Origin of the sequence: Haloarcula terrestris (assembly GCF_031624315.1) — an archaeon.
GTDB lineage: Archaea > Halobacteriota > Halobacteria > Halobacteriales > Haloarculaceae > Haloarcula > Haloarcula terrestris.
Map to the genome: position 1 here is coordinate 12018 of NZ_JAMQOM010000008.1, position 21555 is coordinate 33572.

14 protein-coding genes and 1 tRNA gene are annotated in these 21555 nt (G+C 61.6%); 9 read left to right on the plus strand and 6 right to left on the minus strand.

Going from position 1 to position 21555, the window contains the following annotated elements; genetic code table 11:
* Positions 1 to 155: 155 nt before the first annotated feature.
* Positions 156 to 3734, plus strand: a complete 3579-nt coding sequence (locus tag NDI54_RS16170) for an ATP-binding protein (RefSeq protein ID WP_310897475.1) — start codon at positions 156 to 158, stop codon at positions 3732 to 3734.
* 510 nt (positions 3735 to 4244) lie between these two features.
* On the opposite strand, the gene NDI54_RS16175 is transcribed toward NDI54_RS16170, so the two are convergent.
* Positions 4245 to 4694, minus strand: coding sequence for a UPF0179 family protein (locus NDI54_RS16175; protein ID WP_310897476.1), 450 nt, complete (start codon positions 4692 to 4694; stop codon positions 4245 to 4247).
* A gap of 32 nt (positions 4695 to 4726) precedes the next feature.
* Positions 4727 to 5104 carry a DUF5820 family protein gene (locus tag NDI54_RS16180; protein ID WP_310897477.1) on the minus strand — a complete coding sequence of 126 codons (378 nt, stop codon included), beginning with the start codon at positions 5102 to 5104 and terminating at the stop codon, positions 4727 to 4729.
* 597 nt (positions 5105 to 5701) lie between these two features.
* Between NDI54_RS16180 and NDI54_RS16185 the strand changes: the two genes are divergently transcribed.
* From NDI54_RS16185 to NDI54_RS16210, 6 genes are all read left to right on the plus strand, one after another.
* Complete coding sequence (locus NDI54_RS16185; RefSeq protein ID WP_310897478.1) at positions 5702 to 7774, plus strand: PrkA family serine protein kinase; 2073 nt, start codon at positions 5702 to 5704, stop codon at positions 7772 to 7774.
* Entirely contained in the window at positions 7774 to 10056 is a 2283-nt protein-coding gene (locus NDI54_RS16190; protein ID WP_310897479.1) for a PrkA family serine protein kinase, read from the plus strand. The genes NDI54_RS16185 and NDI54_RS16190 overlap by 1 nt, the downstream gene beginning before the upstream one ends.
* Entirely contained in the window at positions 10047 to 11357 is a 1311-nt protein-coding gene (locus NDI54_RS16195; protein WP_310897480.1) for a YeaH/YhbH family protein, read from the plus strand. Before NDI54_RS16190 ends, NDI54_RS16195 begins: the two co-directional genes overlap by 10 nt.
* Positions 11354 to 13393 (plus strand): SpoVR family protein, encoded by a 2040-nt coding sequence (locus tag NDI54_RS16200; RefSeq protein ID WP_310897481.1) that lies wholly within the window; start codon positions 11354 to 11356, stop codon positions 13391 to 13393. Before NDI54_RS16195 ends, NDI54_RS16200 begins: the two co-directional genes overlap by 4 nt.
* 142 nt (positions 13394 to 13535) lie before the next feature.
* Positions 13536 to 14486, plus strand: a complete 951-nt coding sequence (locus NDI54_RS16205) for a hypothetical protein (protein ID WP_310897482.1) — start codon at positions 13536 to 13538, stop codon at positions 14484 to 14486.
* Positions 14487 to 14524: 38 nt separating this feature from the next.
* On the plus strand, positions 14525 to 14917 hold the full coding sequence (locus NDI54_RS16210) for a secondary thiamine-phosphate synthase enzyme YjbQ (RefSeq protein WP_310897483.1): 393 nt from the start codon (positions 14525 to 14527) through the stop codon (positions 14915 to 14917).
* A 26-nt stretch (positions 14918 to 14943) separates the two neighbouring features.
* Here NDI54_RS16210 and NDI54_RS16215 read toward each other — a convergent pair whose 3' ends face one another.
* The 3 genes from NDI54_RS16215 to glmU form a co-directional block, all read right to left on the minus strand.
* Positions 14944 to 16929 (minus strand): AMP-dependent synthetase/ligase, encoded by a 1986-nt coding sequence (locus NDI54_RS16215; protein WP_310897484.1) that lies wholly within the window; start codon positions 16927 to 16929, stop codon positions 14944 to 14946.
* 338 nt (positions 16930 to 17267) lie between these two features.
* Positions 17268 to 17447 (minus strand): DUF7576 family protein, encoded by a 180-nt coding sequence (locus NDI54_RS16220; RefSeq protein ID WP_310897485.1) that lies wholly within the window; start codon positions 17445 to 17447, stop codon positions 17268 to 17270.
* A 150-nt stretch (positions 17448 to 17597) separates the two neighbouring features.
* The gene (gene glmU / locus NDI54_RS16225; RefSeq protein ID WP_310897486.1) at positions 17598 to 18779 is read right to left on the minus strand and encodes a bifunctional sugar-1-phosphate nucleotidylyltransferase/acetyltransferase; all 1182 of its coding nucleotides are present in this window, start codon (positions 18777 to 18779) and stop codon (positions 17598 to 17600) included.
* Positions 18780 to 19120: 341 nt separating this feature from the next.
* Between glmU and NDI54_RS16230 the strand changes: the two genes are divergently transcribed.
* Positions 19121 to 20458: a right-handed parallel beta-helix repeat-containing protein gene (locus NDI54_RS16230; RefSeq protein ID WP_310897487.1), complete on the plus strand. Its 1338-nt coding sequence runs from the start codon at positions 19121 to 19123 to the stop codon at positions 20456 to 20458.
* 122 nt (positions 20459 to 20580) lie between these two features.
* Here NDI54_RS16230 and NDI54_RS16235 read toward each other — a convergent pair.
* A tRNA-Glu gene (locus NDI54_RS16235) sits at positions 20581 to 20655 on the minus strand.
* Positions 20656 to 20793: 138 nt separating this feature from the next.
* On the opposite strand from NDI54_RS16235, the gene NDI54_RS16240 reads away from it, so the two are divergent.
* Positions 20794 to 21465 (plus strand): DUF502 domain-containing protein, encoded by a 672-nt coding sequence (locus NDI54_RS16240; protein WP_310897488.1) that lies wholly within the window; start codon positions 20794 to 20796, stop codon positions 21463 to 21465.
* Positions 21466 to 21555 lie beyond the last annotated feature (90 nt).

Consider the following 21555-nt stretch of genomic DNA (forward strand, 5'->3'; position numbering starts at 1 on the left):
GGGACTGAAAGGGGCCGGTCGCTCCGGGACGATGGGCGATGCAAGCACCGACTGGAGCGCAGCGAGCCCCTCGACTGGAGCGACCGGGGGCTTTCTATGCCAACACAATCTTTCTTCCAAACATTTTAAACCAAATACAAAACAAGTAAATTCCAATGGCAGAGCAGAACAATTTACCGGTCCCAGTCGAGGAGACCCGGCAGTACATCCGGATCACACCGACAGACGAACCCATAGACCCAGATACCGCCACAGCCCAATTCGAACGCCTCCACACCCTCAAATCCCGCAACACCGACACTGCCCTCCTATCCAGATTCATCAATACCCCACCAACAATCGAACTCTACCTGGTCGCACCACCCGAAGACACCCAGACCATCCAGTATTACGTCGGCATCGACACCCCAGACCTCCACCAACCACTCGAACGCATCCTCCGCACCCTCTTTCCAGACAGCTACGAGTTCCGAACGGTCCAGTGGGCACCCTCACTCCTCCCTGCACAGCCCGCAGCCGGCGTGCAATTCGAAGGCCGACCTGACCGTCGAAAGGACTGGCAAACGCGACTCACGCCCTTACAGGAGTTCCAGAACGAAAGCAAACACGTCCGTACCCCACTGGCAAGCGTCGTCGAGGCGGTGGCCGCCACCGACGGCCCAGCACTCCTGCAAATCCTCATCCGCCCAAAGGCCGACTGGTCGACCGACAGAGACCTCCACAGACGCGAACTCGAGGAGGGCCGGGAATCCTGGCTCGGACAGATAATCACCGCCCTGATCGCACCGGCCGACCCGACCCACACCGACACACCGGTTCCCGTCGAAGACCGAACACGCCTCAACGAACTCGCCGACCGAGACCCCCGCCATTCCTTCGAGGTCAACATCCGGGCCATCCTGTCCAACAACACTGACCAGCACGTCGCCGATGACCTCGCAACGGCCTTCGCCGAGGTAAGCCACACCACCTACGAACTGACCGGCACCGTCTACACAGACACTGACGCCGAAGACTTCCGAACACGGATCTGTGACCGGACGTTCCAGCCCGCTGACTACGACCGCTTACAGAACCGCCTCCCACTCACCACCCCAGCCAGTCCGGGCATTGTCGCCGACGCCAGCGAACTCGGGAGTCTCTGTGTCCTCGATGGTAGCACACTCACCACTGCGGCCAGACGCGCCCTTGCGACGACACCCGGTGAACGACGCATGCTCCCACCACCACCCGCCACACATCTCACTCCGTTTCGCGGCGATGGCCTCCCACTCGGTCGCCCGCTCTCACAGGACGGCACGGCCCAGGACGAACCGGTAACACTCCCACCCTCGCTCCAGTCACTCCACGTCGCGTGGTTCGGCAAAACCGGCTCGGGCAAGTCGACGAGTCTCACGAACGGGATCGTCACGAATCACGCGGCAACCGACGGTGCGGACATCATGTTCCTGCCGAAAGGCGGTGGGATGGCCACCGAGTACATGTGCGCTCACTACGTCACGTACGGGGACCTCGATAACGTCCTGTACTTCGACTGTGCCGCCCTGTTACCGGCTCTCTCCGTTTTCGACATTCGCAAGGACCTCGCGGCTGGCGTCTCCCGAACCACCGCTGTCGAGGACAAGGCCGACCACTACCTCGAACTGCTCGTGGGCATCATGGGCCGTGACCGGTTCGAACAGGCCGTCCGCTCGCCGGATATCATCAGATACCTAGTCAAAGCACTGTTCGACCCGGTCAACGGCGACGACGCCTTCCAGCATCGGGACCTGCACGCCGCTGCCCAGGAAATGCACGATCGCCAGTCCGCCCCGGCCGTGGCCGACGAGGATCTCGAACGACTGCTTGCCGGTGTCGTGGCCAACAGCGCTCGCTCGTTCGACGAGATCATGCAGGGAGTCGCCAACCGGATCGAGAAAATCCCCGTCGACCGTCGACTGGCCCGCATGTTCAATCACGTCCCCGAGGCTGATGACCCCCACTTCGATTTCGGCGACTTTCTCGATGACGATGTCGTCATCATCGTCGACACTGGCCGCGTTCGGACGGATACCCAACGTGTCATGACGCTTGTATTACTGTCGAACCTCTGGTCTGCGCTGCGCCGGCGCGCCCAGTCGACACCCGCGACGGAATCATATAATCTCGTTAATGTGTATCTCGAAGAAGCCGCCTCGGTTGCCACCTCAAGCATCTTACAGGATCTGCTCTCACAGTCCCGCGGCTTTGGCGTCGGGATCACACTCGCGATGCAGTTTCCCGACCAGCTACGCCGCATCGACGACGCCGTCTACCGGGAGCTACTCAACAACGTCTCGACGTACGTCACCGGGAACGTCCCGACTGATGACCGGCTGGCCAGCCGGTTCACGACCGCGGATATGTCAGCGACGGAGATGGCTGATCAGCTCAAGTGGCTCCCCCGAGGGGAATGGTTGGTCCAGTTGCCTGCTCCCTTCGACCAGCCCGAACCACGACCGTTTCAGGTGGCGTCCTTGCCGCTGCCAGCCGGCGATCCAGACGGTCCCGGACAGTCGATTGCCACCGACGAGATGGAGCCACTGATTGCGGATGTAACGGCCCGGACACGGTCGAACGCCGGGCTCACGCTCCAGGCACCGAGTACTGCTGGTGAAACCGACGACAGCACTGATCCGACCGACGAGTCCGGGGCCATGCGTGTCGATAGCGCCCTGCCACATACACGACGGCTCCCGGAAATGGTCTCCTATGACCGTGAGAGTCACGCGCTGCACTGCCAGGACTGTGGCAACCGGTATGATCCGTCTATCGACGGCATGCGACGAGCGATCGCCTGCTGTGGCTCGCTTGCCGATGTTGACCCCGATGACGTGCCGATCTGTACGCTGAATCTGAAGCGGTCGGCCGAGGAACGCGAAACCAGTGAGTGGTCGACGACACAGCTGTGTTTCCTGCAGGCCGTCTACAACGCCCAGCAACTCCGATATGACCCGCTGGAATACGATCTCCTGTCCGATTCGATGCTCCGACTGCAGGAGTACGTCGGAATCGAGAGCGACGCCGTCCAGGACCTGTGTGATGCCGATGTCCTGCGCCACGATACGGACCGCCCCCATCGCCTGTATTCGGTCACACCCGCGGGCCGGGACGCTATCGGGGAGTCGTACCGCCGTGGCGTCGATTACGGCCACGAATGTGGCGACCTTGAGGAATCCAGTGAGCACGTTCTCGCTGTGGAGGCAGCTCGGCTGTATCTCGAACACGAATACGTTGCAGATGGGGATTCACCGGTGACGAAGGTCGTGCCCTACTACGAGATTCAGGACGGCTCGCTCCCGGCTGCGACGTTCATGGGCACTGATGAGGCGGCTGTCGAGACAGTCTCGGAGTCCTATTCGCTACATCGGCTCGATCTCGTCGGGCTGGACGGCGATGGTGAGATTCGTGTCACCGTCGAGGCCGAGCGGGTCAACAATGACCTTCGACGTGCTGTCCCCGCTGATTTCGACAAGATGGCTGCCTGCAGTCCCGACGAGGCTATCTGGGTCGCGATGTCACACGACGCTGCCCACGAGATTCTCGCCGCACTGAATGACCCCCTGGAGGGCGAGCCCCGTGTCGAGAAAACGTATTCCGAAAGTACTCCCGCGAGTTCCTTCACTATCGACGAACCCGGCTTTTCGGATATTCTCACGGTCAACCAGTTGCTCGACCGCATCGACCGCCCGGATCCGCGTGACCTGCAAGGCTAGCCTGGGTCGAGTGAAACCGGCAAACCGGGCCAAAACCGTCCTTTGTCGATCTGGGGGTGTCCAACCCAGGGCCCCCACCACCGCAAGAAGGTACATTATCGCTGTCAAGCCTGGCTAGATGCGTGGGAAAGTCAACTGGCGAAAGCCGTGGCTCACTGGCCAACGCGGCTCTTTTCGTGGGACAGCGCCCTGCTTGCGGGTAGTTCGGAAATACCGTGCACCTGAGATTTGTTCAGTGAATTTGATAGGTGTGCTGCACATAAATTTTCAACCTTAGTTGCCGTCTGGCGATTCGATCTAAGATTGGAACTGATTGGGATATTGGCATGTTCTGCTTGGGCGCTCTGTATTTCCCACGCAGCGCCCTGCTTGCCTGGCTTTTGGACCTGGTTCGCCCGCCTGCCCGTTTGGTGTGCTTGTCGGTGGGTATCTAGGGACTACTAGATCCGCTTTGATCCATTCTACCGGAGGATTTCCCCAAGGTTGCCGACAGAGGACGGGGTAGTTGACTTATTCTCCGGGGGCCTCCAGCTCCACCAACGTCAAATCCCGATCTAGCATACAGTAGTCGTGGGGCGGGTCGCCAATAATCTCGTCAATCCGATACTCTTCATCAAACTCAGCACCGGCAGGTTCACAGTAGGGATGGCTCGGACACTCAGTGTGTGGACAGGGACCCATCAGTGAGGCTTTGCTGCCAGCATACGCGCCCTTCGAGGGCACGTTCGCCCTGATCGGCGCAGGCTCGACCTCGACGGCCCGCACGCCATCTTGGTGCATAGCACAGTCTAGCGTTTGGCCGCTCTGTCTGACATTGGTGATCCGATATCGGCGGCCGGTGTTCAGATTGAGACATTGGTCGCGGTAGGGGCAACCCTCACAGCCGCTGGCTTCCCCGCGATAGACGAACTCCTCGCCGACCTCGGCGAGGCGCGTCCCGACGAGCGTGACAGTAGTCATGCTAGCCTATACACTGCGAACACGGTAAAGCGTCATGACCGCCCGGTCAACTCATCTAGTTTGTCCAGATACGCTTCGCGAGGCACCTGATACAGCGAGCGGTAGTCCAGCTCGCCGTCGGCGAACCGGGTCGCCAGTTCCACCGCGCCCTCGACGGCAGCGTCGCGGCGCTCGTAGGAATCGGCGTCGCGCTCGACCTCAGGTTCGAGATAGAAGGTGACGTACCAGTTCTCTCCAGTTCGGTCAGCGCCGGGGCGTCGGGTCCGTTTCCCGCGCGTGAGATATATCGTCGGGAGACACGGTGCTGGGAACTGCTCGGAGTCGAAGATATCCGGGCGATAGGCGAGGATGAGCTTGTCGTCGGTCTCGTTCCACACCGTCCAGTCTTCCGGAAGGCCCGACAGGTCCATGGCATCGCATTAGTGTGGATCGGCAAGAATCCGCTGGTCTGTCCCGAAGTTGGCAGCGTAGACACCTGTTCGTGCATTAGCAAATCGCATTCAGTACCGGCCAGACTGTGTCACCTGTTTTCAATCGCCAATCAACCCAGCAACAGATTCACATCAATGCAGCGCTAAACATTGTCCGACTCACCGGCGAGAACAGTTGACAACCGACACAGTATATAAATCCAGTCCCATAGAAATGACACACGTTAACATACCCAAGGCCTGCCGTCCCCGTATTCGGTCCTTTACAGGGTCAGAATTTGTCGGCGGTATACCCGTAAGGGCACAAAGATCATATACCGCTGGATGTCATATAATAAATAGTATCGGATACAGTCCCACACTGTCTCCTGTTACCATACGAGGTCGGCACCGGACCCGGGCTGGTCAGCCATGGAAAAGCACACCCATTACCCCCACAGTGGCGGAGTGTTCGGGGGCCGTACGCGAACACGCTTACAGCGGACAGCCCCGGCGGTTGAATGGATACACACAGCGGCGGGTCCGTCCCGCAACAGCAGGTGATCCCGTGGTGCCACGACGAACTACTGAGATAGCATGAGCAAGAACAAAGAGACACTCGAAGCGCTGAGCAAGGAGTACCGTGACACGATCCCAGCGGACCTCCGGAAAACGAACTCGTTCGACTGGTATCTGCAACAGTTGTACGACGAACCGACGATTGCCCGCAACGCCCACCAGCGCGTCGCGGACATGTTCGACTACTACGGCACGACCTACGACGAGGAGGCCGGCGTCGTCGAGTACGAACTGGCGAGCCAGGATCCGCTCAACGACGGCGAGAACACCTTCTACGGACGGGTCATCCACGAGGCTATCCACGAGTTCGTCAACAAAGTCAAATCCGGCGCTCGCGGGCTCGGCCCCGAGAAGCGTATCAAACTCCTGTTAGGCCCGGTCGGGTCGGGGAAATCCGACTTCGACCGGCAGGTCCGGCGCTACTTCGAGGACTACACGAGCCGGGACGACGGCCGGATGTACACGTTCCGGTGGACGAACCTCTGTGATGTCATCCACGACCAGGACCCCGCCGACGACGTGGTCCGGTCGCCGATGAACCAGGACCCGCTCGTGCTGCTTCCCCAGAAGCAGCGGGACAAGGTCATCGAGGACATCAACGAGGCCCTCGATGCGCCCTACACCATCCGGAACGAGCAGTCGCTTGACCCGGCCTCGGAGTTCTACATGGACCGCCTGCTGGCCGAATACGACGACGACCTCCAGTCGGTCCTGGAGAACCACGTCGAGATCATCCGCTTTGTCGCCGACGAGAACCAGCGCCGCGGGATCGAGACCTTCGAACCCAAGGACAAGAAAAATCAGGACGAGACCGAGTTGACGGGCGATGTCAACTACTCGAAAATCGCTATCTACGGCGAGAGCGACCCGCGGGCGTTCGATTACTCCGGGGCGTTCTGTAACGCCAACCGGGGTATCTTCTCGGGCGAGGAGCTGCTGAAGCTCCAGCGGGAGTTCCTCTATGACTTCCTGCACGCCAGCCAGGAGCAGACGATCAAGCCAAAGAACAACCCCCGCATCGACATCGACCAGGTCATCGTCGGCCGGACGAACATGCCCGAATACCGGGACAAGAAGGGCGACGAGAAGATGGAGGCGTTCAACGACCGGACCAAGCGCATCGACTTCCCGTACGTCCTCCAGTACGCGGCCGAAGCTCAGATCTACCAGAAGATGCTGCGCAACGCCGACCTGCCGGACATCCAGGTCGAGCCACACACCCTGGAGATGGCGGGCCTGTTCGGCGTCCTCACCCGTATCGAGGAGCCGGACAACGAGTCCGTCGACCTCATCCAGAAGGCCAAGGCCTACAACGGCGAGATCGACGAGGCCGAGGATGTCGACGTGAAGAAGCTCCGCGAGGAGGCCGAGAAGATGGCCGACATCGGCGAGGGGATGGACGGCGTCTCCCCGCGGTTCATCGGCGACGAGATCGCCGAGGCGATCATGGACTCGATGCACCGCAGCCGCGACTTCCTCTCCCCGCTGACGACGTTCAACCACCTCGAAGGCAACCTCGAAAACCACGGCTCCATCGACGAGGAGTCGTTCAGCAAGTACTACCGCTTCCTCGAACTCGTCCGCGAGGAGTACAAGGAGCGGGCCATCGAGGACGTGCGCCACGCGCTGGCCTACGACATGGACGAGATCCAGCGCCAGGGCGAGAAGTACATGGACCACGTCATGGCCTACATCGACGACGCGACCGTCGAGGACGAACTCACCGGCCGCGAACAGGAGCCCGACGAGCAGTTCCTGCGCTCCGTCGAGGAGAAACTGAACCTCCCCGAGGACCGCAAGGACGACTTCCGGCAGGAGGTCTCGAACTGGGTGTCCCGGCGCGCCCGCGAGGGTGACACGTTCAACCCACAGGACAACGACCGCCTGCGCCGCGCGCTGGAACGCAAGCTCTGGGAAGACAAGAAACACAACATCAACTTCTCCGCGCTGGTCTCCAGTTCGGAGATGGACGACGAGGAGCGCAACCAGTGGATCGACGCCCTCATCGAACAGGGCTACTCCGAGGAGGGAGCCAAGGAAGTGCTCGAGTTCGCTGGTGCGGAGGTCGCCAAAAGCGAGATGGAAGAGTAATGTCCGGCGAGGAGTACATCGACCGCGCGGACGAGTCACTCGACGCCGCCTACGAGGCCCCGATGAGCCTCGCGGAGTACGTCGACACCGTCCTCGAAACGCCCCAGGTCGCGGCGCATGCCTCGAAGTACCTGCTCGACGCCATCGAGGCGGCCGGGACCCGAACCGTCATCGAGGAGGGCGAGGAGAAGGAGCGCTACCGCTTCTTCGACGACCCGCACAACGACGGCGAGCACGCCATTCTGGGCAACACCGAGGTGCTGAACGCCTTCGTCGACGACCTGCGCTCGATTGCGGCGGGCCGCGGGAAAGACGAGAAGATCATCTGGCTGGAGGGGCCGACAGCCACGGGCAAGTCCGAACTGAAGCGCTGTCTCATCAACGGCCTGCGGGAGTACTCGAAAACGCCCGAAGGACGGCGCTACACCGTCGAGTGGAACGTCGCCGGAGCCGGCGGCAACGCCACCAGCATGACCTACGGGAACGCGGCCATCGAGGACGAGGACGACTGGTACGAGAGCCCCGTCCAGGCCCACCCGCTGACGGTGTTCCCCGACGACGTGCGGACGGACCTGCTCATCGAAATCAACGAACGGCTGGACGACCACATCCCGATCCGCGTCGACGGCCAACTGGACCCGTTCTCGCGGGAGGCCTACGACTTCCTCGAAGAACAGTACCGTCGGCAGGGCGAGACGGACCTGTTCTCGGCGGTCACCCAGCCCGCCCACCTCCGGGTGAAGAACTTCGTCGTGGACGTGGGCCACGGCATCGGCATCCTCCACTCCGAGGACGAGGGGACGCCCAAGGAACGGCTCGTCGGCTCGTGGATGCACGGGATGCTCCGCGAACTGGACTCGCGGGGTCGGAAGAACCCGCAGGCGTTCAGCTACGACGGCGTCCTCTCGCAGGGCAACGGCCTACTGACCGTCGTCGAGGACGCCGCCCAGCACGCCGACCTGCTCCAGAAGCTGCTGAACGTCCCCGACGAGTCCCACGTCAAACTCGACAAGGGCATCGGGATGGACGTGGACACCCAGCTCATCATCATCTCGAACCCGGACCTCGAAGCACAACTCAACAAACACGCCGACCGCGAGGGCCAGGACCCGCTGAAGGCGCTCAAGCGCCGGCTGGACAAACACGAGTTCACGTATTTGACGAACCTCTCGCTGGAGGCCCAGCTCCTGCGGCGGGAGCTGACCAACGAGACACGGGTCTGGGATCCCGAGTCCTGGGACCAGCTGGAGACGTGGATTCAGGAGCCACTGACCATCTCGGTCCGGGACGAGGTCGAGACAGCGACCGACAAGGAGCTGGCCCCACACACAATCGAGTCCGCCGCGCTGTATGCCGTCGTCTCGCGGCTCGACAGCGCCGAGATCCCGACCGGACTGGACCTCGTCGACAAGGCGCTGCTGTTCGACCGGGGGTACCTGATGGAAGGCGACGAGCGCGTCGACATCGACGACTACGACTTAGAGACCACCGCCGAGGACGGCGACCACGGCATCCCGGTCACCTACGTCCGCGATATCATCGCCGACCTGCTGCACGAGCCACAGGACCGTCACCATCCGGACCTCCCGGTCGAACACGTCCTGATGCCCCGGGACGTGCTCAACGCCGTCGCCGAAGGACTTGCGGACGCCCCCGTGTTCTCGACCGGCGAGGCCACAGAATACGAGGAGCGGGTCGTGACTGTCAAGAACTACATCTTCGGCCAGCAGGAACAGGACGTACTCGACGCGATGATGCGGGACAAGCGCGTCGACGAGGCGACCGTCGAGGAGTACATCGAGCACGTCTACGCCTGGGAATCGGACGACCAGATCGAAAACGAGCGGGGCGAGCGCGTCGACCCGGACCCGCTGAAGATGAAGGTGTTCGAGATCGAGCACCTGGGCCGGTTCGACGAGAAGAACTACGACGGCAACGAGCCCGATCACGCCGTCGAACAGTTCCGAACGGAGAAGATCATCACGGCCCTGAACCGCCACGCGTGGCAGCGCCGTGACGAGGAGTTCCGCGTCGGCGATGTCAACCCCAAGGAGATACCGGTCATCAACACCGTCCTCGGCAGCTACGACTGGGACGACATCCAGCGGACCTACGAGGACTTCGAACCCGGGCAGTGGGACAACCCGCCGTCCGGGACCGAGACGGCCCGCCTCAAGGAGAAGACGCTGGACAACATGGTCGAGATGTTCGACTACACGCCGGCGTCGGCCGAGCTGACGAGCCGACACGTCATGAGCCAGGTGAGTTACAGATGGGACTGAAAGACGACCTCGAACGGTACCGCGACGTGGGCGAGGAGCGCCGACAGGACCTCGCCGAGTTCATCCAGTACGGCGATCTGGGCCAGTCACGGGGCGATTCGGTCCGCATCCCGATCAAGATCGTCGACCTGCCGGAGTTCGAATATGACCAGCGCGACCAGGGCGGCGTCGGCCAGGGCGAAGGTGCCGAGGAAGGTGACCCGGTCGGCCAGCCACAGCCCCAGCCCGGCGACGGCGACGAAGACGGCGAACCCGGCGAAGAGGGCGGCGAACACGAGTACTACGAGATGGACCCCGAGGAGTTCGCCGAAGAGTTGGACGAGCAACTCGGACTCGATCTCGAACCCAAGGGCAAGAAAGTCATCGAGGAGAAGGAGGGCGACTTCACGGACATCACCCGGACCGGTCCCTCCTCGACGCTCGATTTCGAGCGACTGTTCAAGAAAGGCCTCAAGCGAAAGCTCGCGATGGACTTCGACGAGGACTACGTCCGCGAAGCCCTCAAAGTCGAGGGCTGGGGGCCGGCCACCGTCTACGAGTGGACCCGCGAGCAGAACATGCCCGTCTCCAAGGCGTGGATCGACGACGCCTACGAGGACCTGCCCGCCGACGAGAAAGCCGTCTGGGACTCCATCGAGGAGATGGAGGACAACGTCGAGAAGGTCGAAACGTCCCAGCGCATCCGGCGAGAGGGCGTCGACCAGATCCCGTTCCGCCGTGAGGACGAGCGCTACCGCTACCCCGAAATCGTCGAGGAACGGGAGAAAAACGTCGTCGTCGTCAACATTCGAGACGTGTCGGGGTCGATGCGCCAGAAGAAGCGGGAACTGGTCGAGCGGACGTTTACGCCGCTTGACTGGTATCTCACGGGCAAGTACGATAACGCCGAGTTCGTCTACATCGCCCACGACGCCGACGCCTGGGAAGTCGAGCGCGACGAGTTCTTCGGCATCCGCTCGGGCGGTGGCACCCGCATCTCCAGCGCGTACGAACTCGCGGCGGAGATCCTCGAAGAGGAGTACCCCTGGAGCGAGTGGAACCGCTACGTGTTCGCGGCGGGCGACAGCGAGAACTCCTCGAACGACACCGAGGAAAAGGTCATCCCGCTGATGGAACAGATCCCGGCGAACCTCCACGCCTACGTGGAGACCCAGCCGAGCGGGAACGCTATCAACGCCACCCACGCCGAGGAGGTCGAGCGCAACTTCCGCGACGCCGACAACGTCGCGGTCGCGTACGTCTCCTCGCCGGAGGACGTGGTGGACGCCATCTACGACATACTCAGCACGGAGGACCAATGAACAACGATAGATTCGCGAAACAGCGCGTGGCCGACGAACTCGACGAGCCGGTCGAAGAGGCCGGCAACCTCGCCAGAAAGCTCGGGCTGAAGCCGTACCCGGTGAACTACTGGATCGTCGACTACGACGAGATGAACGAACTCATCGCCTACGGCGGGTTCCAGCAGCGCTACCCGCACTGGCGCTGGGGGATGCAGTACGACCGCCAGCAAAAGCAGGGCCAGTTCCTCGGCGGCAAGGCCTTCGAGATCGTCAACAACGACGACCCGGCGCATGCGTTCCTCCAGGAGTCCAACACGCTGGCCGACCAGAAGGCCGTCATCACCCACGTCGAGGCCCACGCGGACTTCTTCGCCAACAACGAGTGGTTCCGGATGTTTACCGACGGCTCCTCCCGGACGACTACCGACGTATCCGGCGAAGAACGCCGTCGCGGTCCCGACGCCGCCGGGATGCTCGCCCGCCACAGCGACACCATCCAGGAGTACATGCAGGACCCAGATATCGAGCGCGCCGAGGTCGAGCGGTTCATCGACCACGTGCTCTGTCTGGAGGACAACATCGACCAGCACGTCCCCTACAGCCCGGTCGAGACGGTTCCCGAGGAGTTCCAGGACATCGAGGGAGCTGACGTGACCGACCAGCTGGAGGACCTGGACCTCTCCGAGGAGGTCAAACGCCAGGTGTTCGACGACGAGTGGCTCGACGCCCAGCGCGACGACGACGAGAACGTCTCGTTCCCCGCCGAACCGGAGAAGGACGTACTCGGCTTCCTCCGGAAACACGGCATGCAGTACGACGAAGACGCCGAGCGCGCCACGGAGATGGAGGACTGGCAGACGGAACTGCTGGAACTCCTCCGTCGGGAGGCCTACTACTTCGCGCCCCAGAAAATGACGAAGGTGATGAACGAGGGGTGGGCCTCCTACTGGGAATCCATCATGATGACCGGCGAGCGCTTCGCCGGCGACGACGAGTTCATCCTCTACTCCGACCACATGTCGAAGGTACTCGGGTCGGGCGGACTGAACCCCTACAGCCTCGGGCTGGAGATCTGGGAGTACGTCGAGAACACGGAGAACCGCCGGGAGGTCATCGAGCGCCTGCTCCGCGTCGAGGGCATCACCTGGCGGAACTTCGACGAGAGCGTCGACTACGAGACCGTACAGGACCACCTGCAACCGCCCGAGTGGCTCACCGACGTGCCAAGCCACCTCGACGAACTGGACCCCGAGGACCCGCGGGTCGACAGCGATGGGCTGGCGACGGCCCGCAACGGCGAGTTCGACATCGAACAGTACCCGTGGAAGGTGCTGACCTACGAGGGGCTGGCCCAACGGCACTACTCGCTGGTCAAGCCCCAGTACCGCGGCTTCGTCTCCCGTATCGGTCAGGAGGAACTGGAGCGGACCGCCCGCTACATGTTCGACGACTCGCGCTACGACAGCGTCGCGGACGCACTGGCCGACGTGGACTACACCCGCGGCTGGGAACGCATGCGTGAGATCCGGGAGAGCCACAACGACGTGACCTTCCTCGATGAGTTCCTCACCCAGGAGTTCGTCGACGACAACGACTACTTCACCTACGAATACACCCACGCCTCGGGCGACTACCGCGTGACTTCGACGGACCACGAGGATGTCAAGAAGAAGCTGATGTTGCAGTTCACCAACTTCGGCAAACCCACCGTCGTCGTCGAGGACGGGAACTACAAGAACCGCAACGAACTGCTGTTGGCCCACCAGTACAACGGCGTGATGCTCGACATCAATCAGGCCAAGGAAGTCCTCAAACGGACCTTCGAACTGTGGGGCCGCCCGGTGAACCTCCTGACTATCGTCAAGGAGTTCGACGACCACGACGTGGAGGTCGCCAAGCGCCGCGACCGCGAACCCGAACCCGAGGAGGTCGGCAAGCGAATCCGCTACGACGGGGAGAGCGTGACCGTCACCGACGTGGACTGGAGCGAGGTTGAACACCTCACCGCGACCGATATCGACTACAACACCAAGCCCGACGAGTGGCTGGCCTGACCGGGGCGTCTTTCAGACGGTTTTTCGTCGCGAAATGATAGTTGCCCTTATTTGTCCGGGGTCTGTAGCAGATGACAGGTATTGAGCGCCGGCTAGCGCTCCATGTGAGATGGACAACCGGATACGAACGGGTGGACTCGCTGTGCTCGTCACCGTCTGGCTAGTCGTGACTGCCGGGGCCGGGGCCGGCGTCACGTACGGGCTGTTGTCGGACAGCGAGACTGTGTCCGGAACTATCCAGATCGATGTCGGGTCGGCAACCCCGCCGAACGGCGGCGCGTACAACGACTCGAACGGCAACGGGCGATACGACGACGGGGAGATGACGTACTCTGAAGAGGAGCTAGTCAATTTCAATGATTCTTCAGCGAATCTTGTGATTCCAGAGAGCGTCAACCAAATAAAGCCGAAGAATGGCCAAGTTTCAATCAGAGCTAGTACCATCACGTACGGTGGAAAAATCAGATCCAAGACCTCGACTGTCTTGCTGACAGCGGTTAACGGAGATATTTCGATGAATGAGGCAAAGATCAGATCGAACCAGAAAATAAGTCTCAGCGCACCAAATGGTGATATTTCGATGGTGGATAGCTATATTAGGCCAGAAAGCGGCCACGTTACTCTCTCAGCAGACGGGCCAATCGATCTAACCGACTCTGAGGTCAGATCGAAGACTGGAAATGTTAATATCACGACTTCAAGCAGACTCGTGGCTGATGACACATTTTTCAAGGCTAAGGCCGGGAGCGTCGTACTGCAAGGACAGACGATATCAGCTCAGAGGGCAGACATTCAAAAACAAACTAATTATATCAGACTTTCAGCGACGCAAAACGGCGGCGGGGCGCTTGACGTGACAGATGCAGATCTTCGCGCCGAGACTAACAACGTGGTACTCGAATCGAACGGAGATATACACGCGAATAGATCGATAATTAGAAGCAAAACTGGAGAGATAACGGCGAACCTCGGCACAACAGACGCGGCCCTGTACATAGACGAAGCGACCATCGACGACGGCGACGACACCATCGCCTACCGGCCCAACGGCGTCCGCGTCGTTCCGAGCGATGGCCCAGCAACCGGGTCCTGACCGGTGCGTTTGTGTCCCGTCCGCTCCTTGGTGCAGGTATGCCAACGAACCGGTTCACCGTCTCGACTGACGACCGGCTTTCGGTAGTCGACATCACCGAGCGAGTCCGGGACGCGATCCCCGAGGACACAGAGGGAACGTGTACTGTGTTCGTCCGCCACACTACCGCGGGAATCACCGTCAACGAGGCCGAACCGCGACTGCTTGGCGACCTCGGCGACGCGCTCGGGGACCTCATTCCGGACAGCGGGTGGGACCACGACGAACTGGACGGCAACGCGGACGCCCACGTCCGGGCGATGGTTGTCGGGCCGAGCGAGACGATTCCCGTCCGCGACGGCGATCTGGATATGGGGACCTGGCAGTCCGTGCTGCTGGTGGACTGCGATGGGCCGCGCAAGCGAGCCGTCGACGTGGTCGTCAACGGGTGAGGCGGCGAATCACTGGCGACCGTTGGTCAAGCGGCCTCGACCTGCTCCGGGCCGTAGATCTCGACCAGCTTTTCGCGGTGTGCGCTGCGGATGTTGCGTCGCTTCTTTTTCATCGACGGCGTGAGCAAGTCGTTTTCGGCGGTCCACTCCCGGGAGACGAGCGCGAACGCCTTGATTCGCTCGACGCGTTCGAGGTCCTCGTTGATCTCGTCGACGGCCGTCTGGACCCACTCCCGGAGGCGCTCATCACCGACCAGCGCTTCGGGGTCGTCGGGGATATCGAGGTCCCGGCTGTCGGCCCACCGACGGAACGCCTCGAAGTTCGGGACGAGTATCGCGCCGACGAACTTCTGGTCGTCGCCGACAACCATGATCTGGTCGATCCGGTCGCTGGTCGCGAACTGATCTTCGATGGGCTGGGGGGCGACGTTTTTTCCCGTCGAGAGGACGATGAGTTCCTTGAGCCGGTCGTGATAGACAAGAAAGTCCCCGTCGGTCCGCTCGACGATATCGCCGGTTCGGAACCACTGAGTCCCGTCGATTTCGGTGAACGTCCGCGCCGTCGCGTCGGGGTCGTTCCAGTAGCCCTGGGTGACGTTCGGGCCGTCGACGAGCAGTTCGCCGACTTCACCGGTCACGTCATCTAGCTCACTGGCGTCGACGACTGTGGTGTCGAGGTGAACAGCTACGTCCGGGACCGGCGGTCCCAGGGTTCCGGGGCGGATCTCTTCCGCTGGATTCACCGTCAGGACCGGCGCTGTCTCCGTGAGCCCGTACCCTTCGAGTATCGGGAGCCCCATCCCGAGGAACGTCTCACAGAGCGTTTTCGAAAGGCTGCCGCCGCCGCTGACCATGAACTCGATATTGCCCCCGAGCTGTTCTTTGACGGTGCTGTAGACCAGACGGTCCGCGAGCGTGTGTTTGGCTTTGAGTACCGCTCCCGGGTCGTCGGTGCGGGCGTACTCACGGGCCACACCCAGCGACCAGTCGAAGATCCGTTTTTTTACCGATGATTCGCTGGCCTGCGTTCGCATCGTATCGAAGATCCGTTCGTACACTCGTGGGACGCTCGCGCCGGTCGTGGGTTCGACCGTCCGGAGGTCGTCGGCCAGCGTATCCGGACTCTCGGCGTAGCTGACGGCGGCACCCGAGGCGTACATCAAGAAATGGCCCGCAAGGCGCTCGAACACGTGTGCCAGCGGGAGGAAAGCTATCGAGCGTGTGTCCGTGGAAATCGTCGGCAGGTCGGGATCTTTGTCCGGGCGCGGGCCCATGCGCTTGCGGGTCTGGTTGACGTTCGCCCGAAAGTTATGATGGGTGAGCTTGACCCCCTTCGGTTGGCCCGTCGTCCCAGAGGTGTAGATGATGCTCGCGAGATCGTCGGGGTCGCGCTCGTCGAGCCAGCTCCGGTATGTGGCCTCGTCAAACGTCTCTTCGCCGCGTTCGTACACCCCGCTGAGCGTGTACACGTCCGGTCGGTCCACGTCGGTGTCGTCCATGACAACAATGAACGACAGCGACAGGTCGTCCTCGACAGCAAGGACGCGCTCCAGCATCTCGTCGTTCTCGACGACAACGGCACTCGCCCCTGGATCCGAGAGCAGATAGCGGACCTGCTTGGGCGAGGAGTCCGTGTAGACGGTCGTCACCACCCCACCAGCGGAAAGCAGGGCGAAATCACTCAGCGCCCACTCCATCCGCGTGTCTGCTAAAATGCCGACGTGTGTATCCGAGGTGACGCCGAGGTCACGAAACCCCGCGGCCAGATGTTTGACCACGTGATGCATCCGCTCGTAGCTGAGTTCTGCGTAGTCGCCGTCGGGGGCCGCGGGAATCACGTCAGCAGTCAGTGACCGGTCGTAGACGCCGCCTTTGTACAGTTGCGCCGCCGTATCGGCGTTTCGCGTTGCACTCTCGTCGAACATCTCGCCCAGTGTGTCATCACGGATAACCTCGTCAGTGTAGGTCCCCTCGGCTTCGCGCCAGCCACCGGGATGGTCGCCCGCGGTCATGTCATGGCTCGGTGTTCGCCGGGTGGCCCCAAATACGTGTAGGATGTTAACACTCGGGTAGTTTGTCGGAGTTGTTTCTCACGAAGGAAGGAATACTCGAACAGGCACAGGGGTTATCAAACTCACAGCGGCGTTGAGATAGCAGGGCATCGGAACACGCCGGTTAGACGGGCCTCGCCAGGATGTGTTGACTGACTAGTTCGTCCGGGAGCATGAGACACCGCCGCCTACGCCGATATCGACCAAGAGACAGTGCCACACAAGGGGGCCGTCGCGTATTCGCGAGCGTCTGGAAGAATCAGCGAACGGTCGCCGTCGAAGAACAGTCGAACGGAACGTTACTGCCACTCCATCCGGCACTCTTCGTCGCAGAAGTGGGCGGTTTCGACGCTGTTGTCTTCGATCCAGGTGATGACGCGGTGTGTCACCTCGTTGGCGATAGGGGTACCGCATGTGGCACACTCCGGTGCCTCGTCCTCGTCGATATCTTCGTGGTGATCGGATGTCGGGTCGACCATCTTATTTGAGCGTGACTTTCACGGTACTTAATCCCACATATTTGCGGCGTACGTCACGGTCCTACACGCGCACCGACGCGATAGCAGAAAGGCGGAGCCAGATACCCGCCTGCACCACAAGAGGGGGCGACAGACACTCGCAGGTGGGTGCTACCGGTCCCGCGTCACGGATTCACCGGGCGTCGTCGTGGCTCCGGAGGAAAGGACAACGCCGGCGTTCAGACTCGTATTGATGGCCGTCTTCGCGCCATCGCCCGCGACGACGCCGAACTTCCGTCGCCCCGTCGATACTCGGTCGCCTTTCACCGTGACGCGAACGGGATCGCCGTCGTGGCGCAGGTTCGCTACCTGCGTGCCCGCTCCGAAGTTGACCTCGCGCCCGATGACGCTGTCGCCGACGTATGAGACGTGGGGGACGTTCGAGTCCGCCATCAGGACTGTGTTCTTGAGTTCGACGCCGTGGCCGACGTGGGTGTCTTCGCCCAAGAGGGTCGCGCCGCGGACGTAGGCGTTCGGCCCGACGTGTGCGCCCGAACGGACCAGCGCCGGCCCCTCGATGACGACGCCGGGTTCGACGACCGCACCCTCCTCGACGACGACTTCGCCACGCAGGTCGGCATCGCCCCGCACCTCGCCGTCGAGTCGCCGGTCCAACTGGCCCAGTTTCCACTCGTTGGCCTCCAGCAGTTCCCAGGGCCGGCCCACGTCCAGCCAGCGGTCGACTTCGATAGCGGAGACCGTCGACTCCTCGATGACCTTCGCAAGTACGTCCGTTATCTCACGCTCTCCGCGGTCACTGAGGGGTACGTCCAGCCAATCCCGCGCCTCGGCCGGGAAGACGTACGCGCCGGCGTTTGCCAGGTCCGTCGGCGGGTCCGCTGGCTTCTCGACGATGCCCGTTATCGTGTCACCATCCGTCGACAGCACGCCGTAGCTCGTGGGGTCATCGACGCGATAGGCGGCGACCGACGGCGCGGCATCGAAGAGGCCGCTGAGACTCTCGGCATCGTAGAGATTGTCGCCGTTGAGGACCGCGAAAGGGCCATCAAGATACTCCTTCGCGGCGGCGACGGCGTCGGCGGTCCCCAGTTGCTCCTCCTGCACGGCGAAGCGGACCGGGACGCCGCCGTACTCGTCGCCGAAGTACGACCGGACCGCTTCGGCCTCGTAGCCGACGACGAAAATGAGTTCGTCGGCCCCTGCCTGGATGGCCGTGTCAGCGGTGTGGGCCACCAGCGGCCGGTCGGCGACCGGAAGCATCGGCTTCGGTGTGTGGTCTGTCAATGGCCGCATGCGTGTCCCCTGCCCCGCCGCGAGTACGACTGCTTGCATGGTCGGCCCGTCGCCCGGCCCCGAAAAATACCTACCGCTGTTGACTCGTGAGGAGCCGATGACGACGGGTAACAGTCATCGCAGCAGCCATATTTCGCGGCCGAGAGGGTTTGAACCGCCGATCACCGGAAATCGGACGTTAGTCGGCGATTGACTCGATTACGTTCCGCTTTCTTTTTAATGAAGGGTAGGTTAAATGTTCTATGGATTTAGGTCTCCGCGGAAATTGGGTGGGGGAACACCCTATCCGTGCTGTTGCAGCCGTCGTGCTGGCTCTGGTGGTTGTCACGCTGGCGGTTAGCGTCAGCTTCGGCTGGGTCGGCTTGCTGGGAGGTGAGAGTTTGAGCGGGACAGAACCCGGACCTGACTCCGGCGCTCCGGACACCGCAGAAGGGACTGAGACAGGTGGCGACGGTGCGACGACCCGCGAGGTAGTCCATGTCGCAGGAAACCGGCAGTTCTGCAGTTACGAGGTCCCCGCGCGACAAGAGCCCGATTATACGGTGTCCCCCGAAGACGGTTCCTCGGGGATCCAACAGGCGATAGACAACGCGGAACCGGGCGACCTGATCTATCTCGAAGGCGGAACCTACGAGATGGATTCGAAGGTCTCCCTGGACGGAAACGGCTCAGACGGAAACAGGATCACACTGGCCGGGAAACCGGGCGAACAGCCGGTGCTTGATTTCTCGCAGCTATCGGCACCCGAGACGGAAGATCCAGAGTTCGATTTCGGCGCTGCAGTCGAGGTGGATGGGAAATACTGGACGGTCCGAAACGTCGAGGTGAGAGAGAGTCCGGGGTTCGGCATCCGAGCCCAACACGGTGAGCACCATCTGGTAGTCGAGAACGTGGCGTCATACAACAACACGCTGACCGGGATTGCCCTGATCGAGAGTTCCCACAACGAGATCAGGCATTCCAGCTTCCACCACAACTACGATCCGATGAACGCCGGCGAACACGCCGACGGGATCGGGATCAAACAGGGGCCTGACCCCCAGGGCAAGAACGCCAACGAGAACATGGTATACTGTACGGACATGTACATGAACTCCGACGACGGCTTCGACGGGTACCGGTCGAACGACAACGACATCTTCTACAGCCGAGCCTGGGAGAACGGGAAAATAAACGGGAGCACATTAGCTGAATCCGGGAACGGAAACGGGTTCAAGTTCGGTCCCCACAGCGCCGGCGGCCACCTCGTGGTCGGAAACCTGGCGTGGGGCAACGAGCGAAAGGAAGAAGGGGAGTACGCGAAGGCAACCGGGTTCGACTACAACGGTGCCGGAGAGTCGATCATTCTGTACCACAACACGGCCTGGAACAACGAGATGGGCTTCAATTTCCAGAACGACGGCGCGATCCTGATAAACAATCTCGCAGTCGGAAACGATGTCGAAAGCAAAATCTGGATCAGTTATCCCGAGGAGTTCAACATCTTCACCACGGCAGACGACCGGATCACCTTCCAGAGCACCGATCCGTCAGATCCGGACTTCCTGATGCCGGCGTCCGGGTCAGAGGCCGTGAACGCGGGCGATGCCATTGATTCGCTGAACTGGGGTACAGGACGGTCCACACCGGATATCGGCGCAGTGGAGTTCCGTGAGAACGCGACTGATGCCGTCGACGGGCCGACTGACACACCGGCAGTCAACCGAAGCACGTCGTGAGTGTCTATCGGTATATAAACTGGAGCAAGACGGTCGGTCTCACTCGCTTCGCCCGCTGCGACTTGTAGGGTTCAAATCCCACACCACAGCAGTGGCTTACGGATTTGTTCGCGACAGCAATGTGCTCGGTCAGGGATTTGAACCCTGGTCCTCGGCTCGAAAGGCCAAGATGATTGGCCGGACTACACCAACCGAGCGTACTCTGGCGTTTCGGGTGCTCCAATTTAATCCCATCGAAATAGCCGCTACCTGAGGATGCGTACCACTCACAGGGTGGTTGCCTCTCATTGACAAGTGGCCGCACACTTTATTCGGCTGACCGACTGTCCCTGGATATGTCTGTCAACTCCTTCATCAAGAGCAACTTTCTGGCCGGACTCGTTCTTGTCGGCCCGCTCGTGGTAACTATCGCCATCATCCGCATTCTCCTGGGCTGGATCGGCGGCTTTCTCGATCCGATCATCCGCGGGACGCGGCTGGCGGCGCTGACCGCGAACAACGTTTTGCTCGCCCAACTGCTGACGTTCTCGGTTCTCATCGCGCTCATCACGGTGCTGGGGTACATCGCCCAGCGCAGCGTCGGCCAGCATCTCTTCGGCAGGACGGGCCAACTGGTCACGTTCGTCCCCGTCATCCGGACCATCTACGGGAGTATCCGGCAGATGACCACCTCCGTGGTCAATCGGCAGTCAGACTACGAATCCGTCGTGTACGTGGAGTACCCCCGCGAAGGCGTCTACCAGCTAGGGCTCAAAACGGGGACCAGTCCCGCGGACATCTCCCAGGCGGCCGGCGAGAGCGCGGCGAGCGTGTTCATCCCCGGAAGTCCCAACCCCACGCAGGGAATGCTCGTGATGGTCCCCGAGAGCCAGACCTACGAGTCCGACCTCAGTGTGCGAGCGGCCATCCGGATGCTAATGACGACCGGGATGGCACAGTCGGAAGACATCATCCGACTCGACGAAAACGAGGTCGGCGGCGGAGTAGCCGGCCAGCAGTCAAATTAGTCCCAGCGGTGAAGGTCAGGTCGGCGGCGTTCTATGCGCTTACTTGCCTTCGAACTCGGGCTCATTTCCGTCAGAGCTCCGCTCTGACGA

Excerpts from the sequence above, each read along its gene's own strand:
- NDI54_RS16170 (WP_310897475.1), top strand. The coding sequence starts at position 156 with ATGGCAGAGCAGAACAATTTACCGGTCCCAGTCGAGGAGACCCGGCAG.
- NDI54_RS16175 (WP_310897476.1), bottom strand. The coding sequence starts at position 4,694 with ATGACTACTGTCACGCTCGTCGGGACGCGCCTCGCCGAGGTCGGCGAG.
- NDI54_RS16180 (WP_310897477.1), bottom strand. The coding sequence starts at position 5,104 with ATGGACCTGTCGGGCCTTCCGGAAGACTGGACGGTGTGGAACGAGACC.
- NDI54_RS16185 (WP_310897478.1), top strand. The coding sequence starts at position 5,702 with ATGAGCAAGAACAAAGAGACACTCGAAGCGCTGAGCAAGGAGTACCGT.
- NDI54_RS16190 (WP_310897479.1), top strand. The coding sequence starts at position 7,774 with ATGTCCGGCGAGGAGTACATCGACCGCGCGGACGAGTCACTCGACGCC.
- NDI54_RS16195 (WP_310897480.1), top strand. The coding sequence starts at position 10,047 with ATGGGACTGAAAGACGACCTCGAACGGTACCGCGACGTGGGCGAGGAG.
- NDI54_RS16200 (WP_310897481.1), top strand. The coding sequence starts at position 11,354 with ATGAACAACGATAGATTCGCGAAACAGCGCGTGGCCGACGAACTCGAC.
- NDI54_RS16210 (WP_310897483.1), top strand. The coding sequence starts at position 14,525 with ATGCCAACGAACCGGTTCACCGTCTCGACTGACGACCGGCTTTCGGTA.
- NDI54_RS16215 (WP_310897484.1), bottom strand. The coding sequence starts at position 16,929 with ATGACCGCGGGCGACCATCCCGGTGGCTGGCGCGAAGCCGAGGGGACC.
- NDI54_RS16220 (WP_310897485.1), bottom strand. The coding sequence starts at position 17,447 with ATGGTCGACCCGACATCCGATCACCACGAAGATATCGACGAGGACGAG.
- glmU (WP_310897486.1), bottom strand. The coding sequence starts at position 18,779 with ATGCAAGCAGTCGTACTCGCGGCGGGGCAGGGGACACGCATGCGGCCA.
- NDI54_RS16240 (WP_310897488.1), top strand. The coding sequence starts at position 20,794 with ATGTCTGTCAACTCCTTCATCAAGAGCAACTTTCTGGCCGGACTCGTT.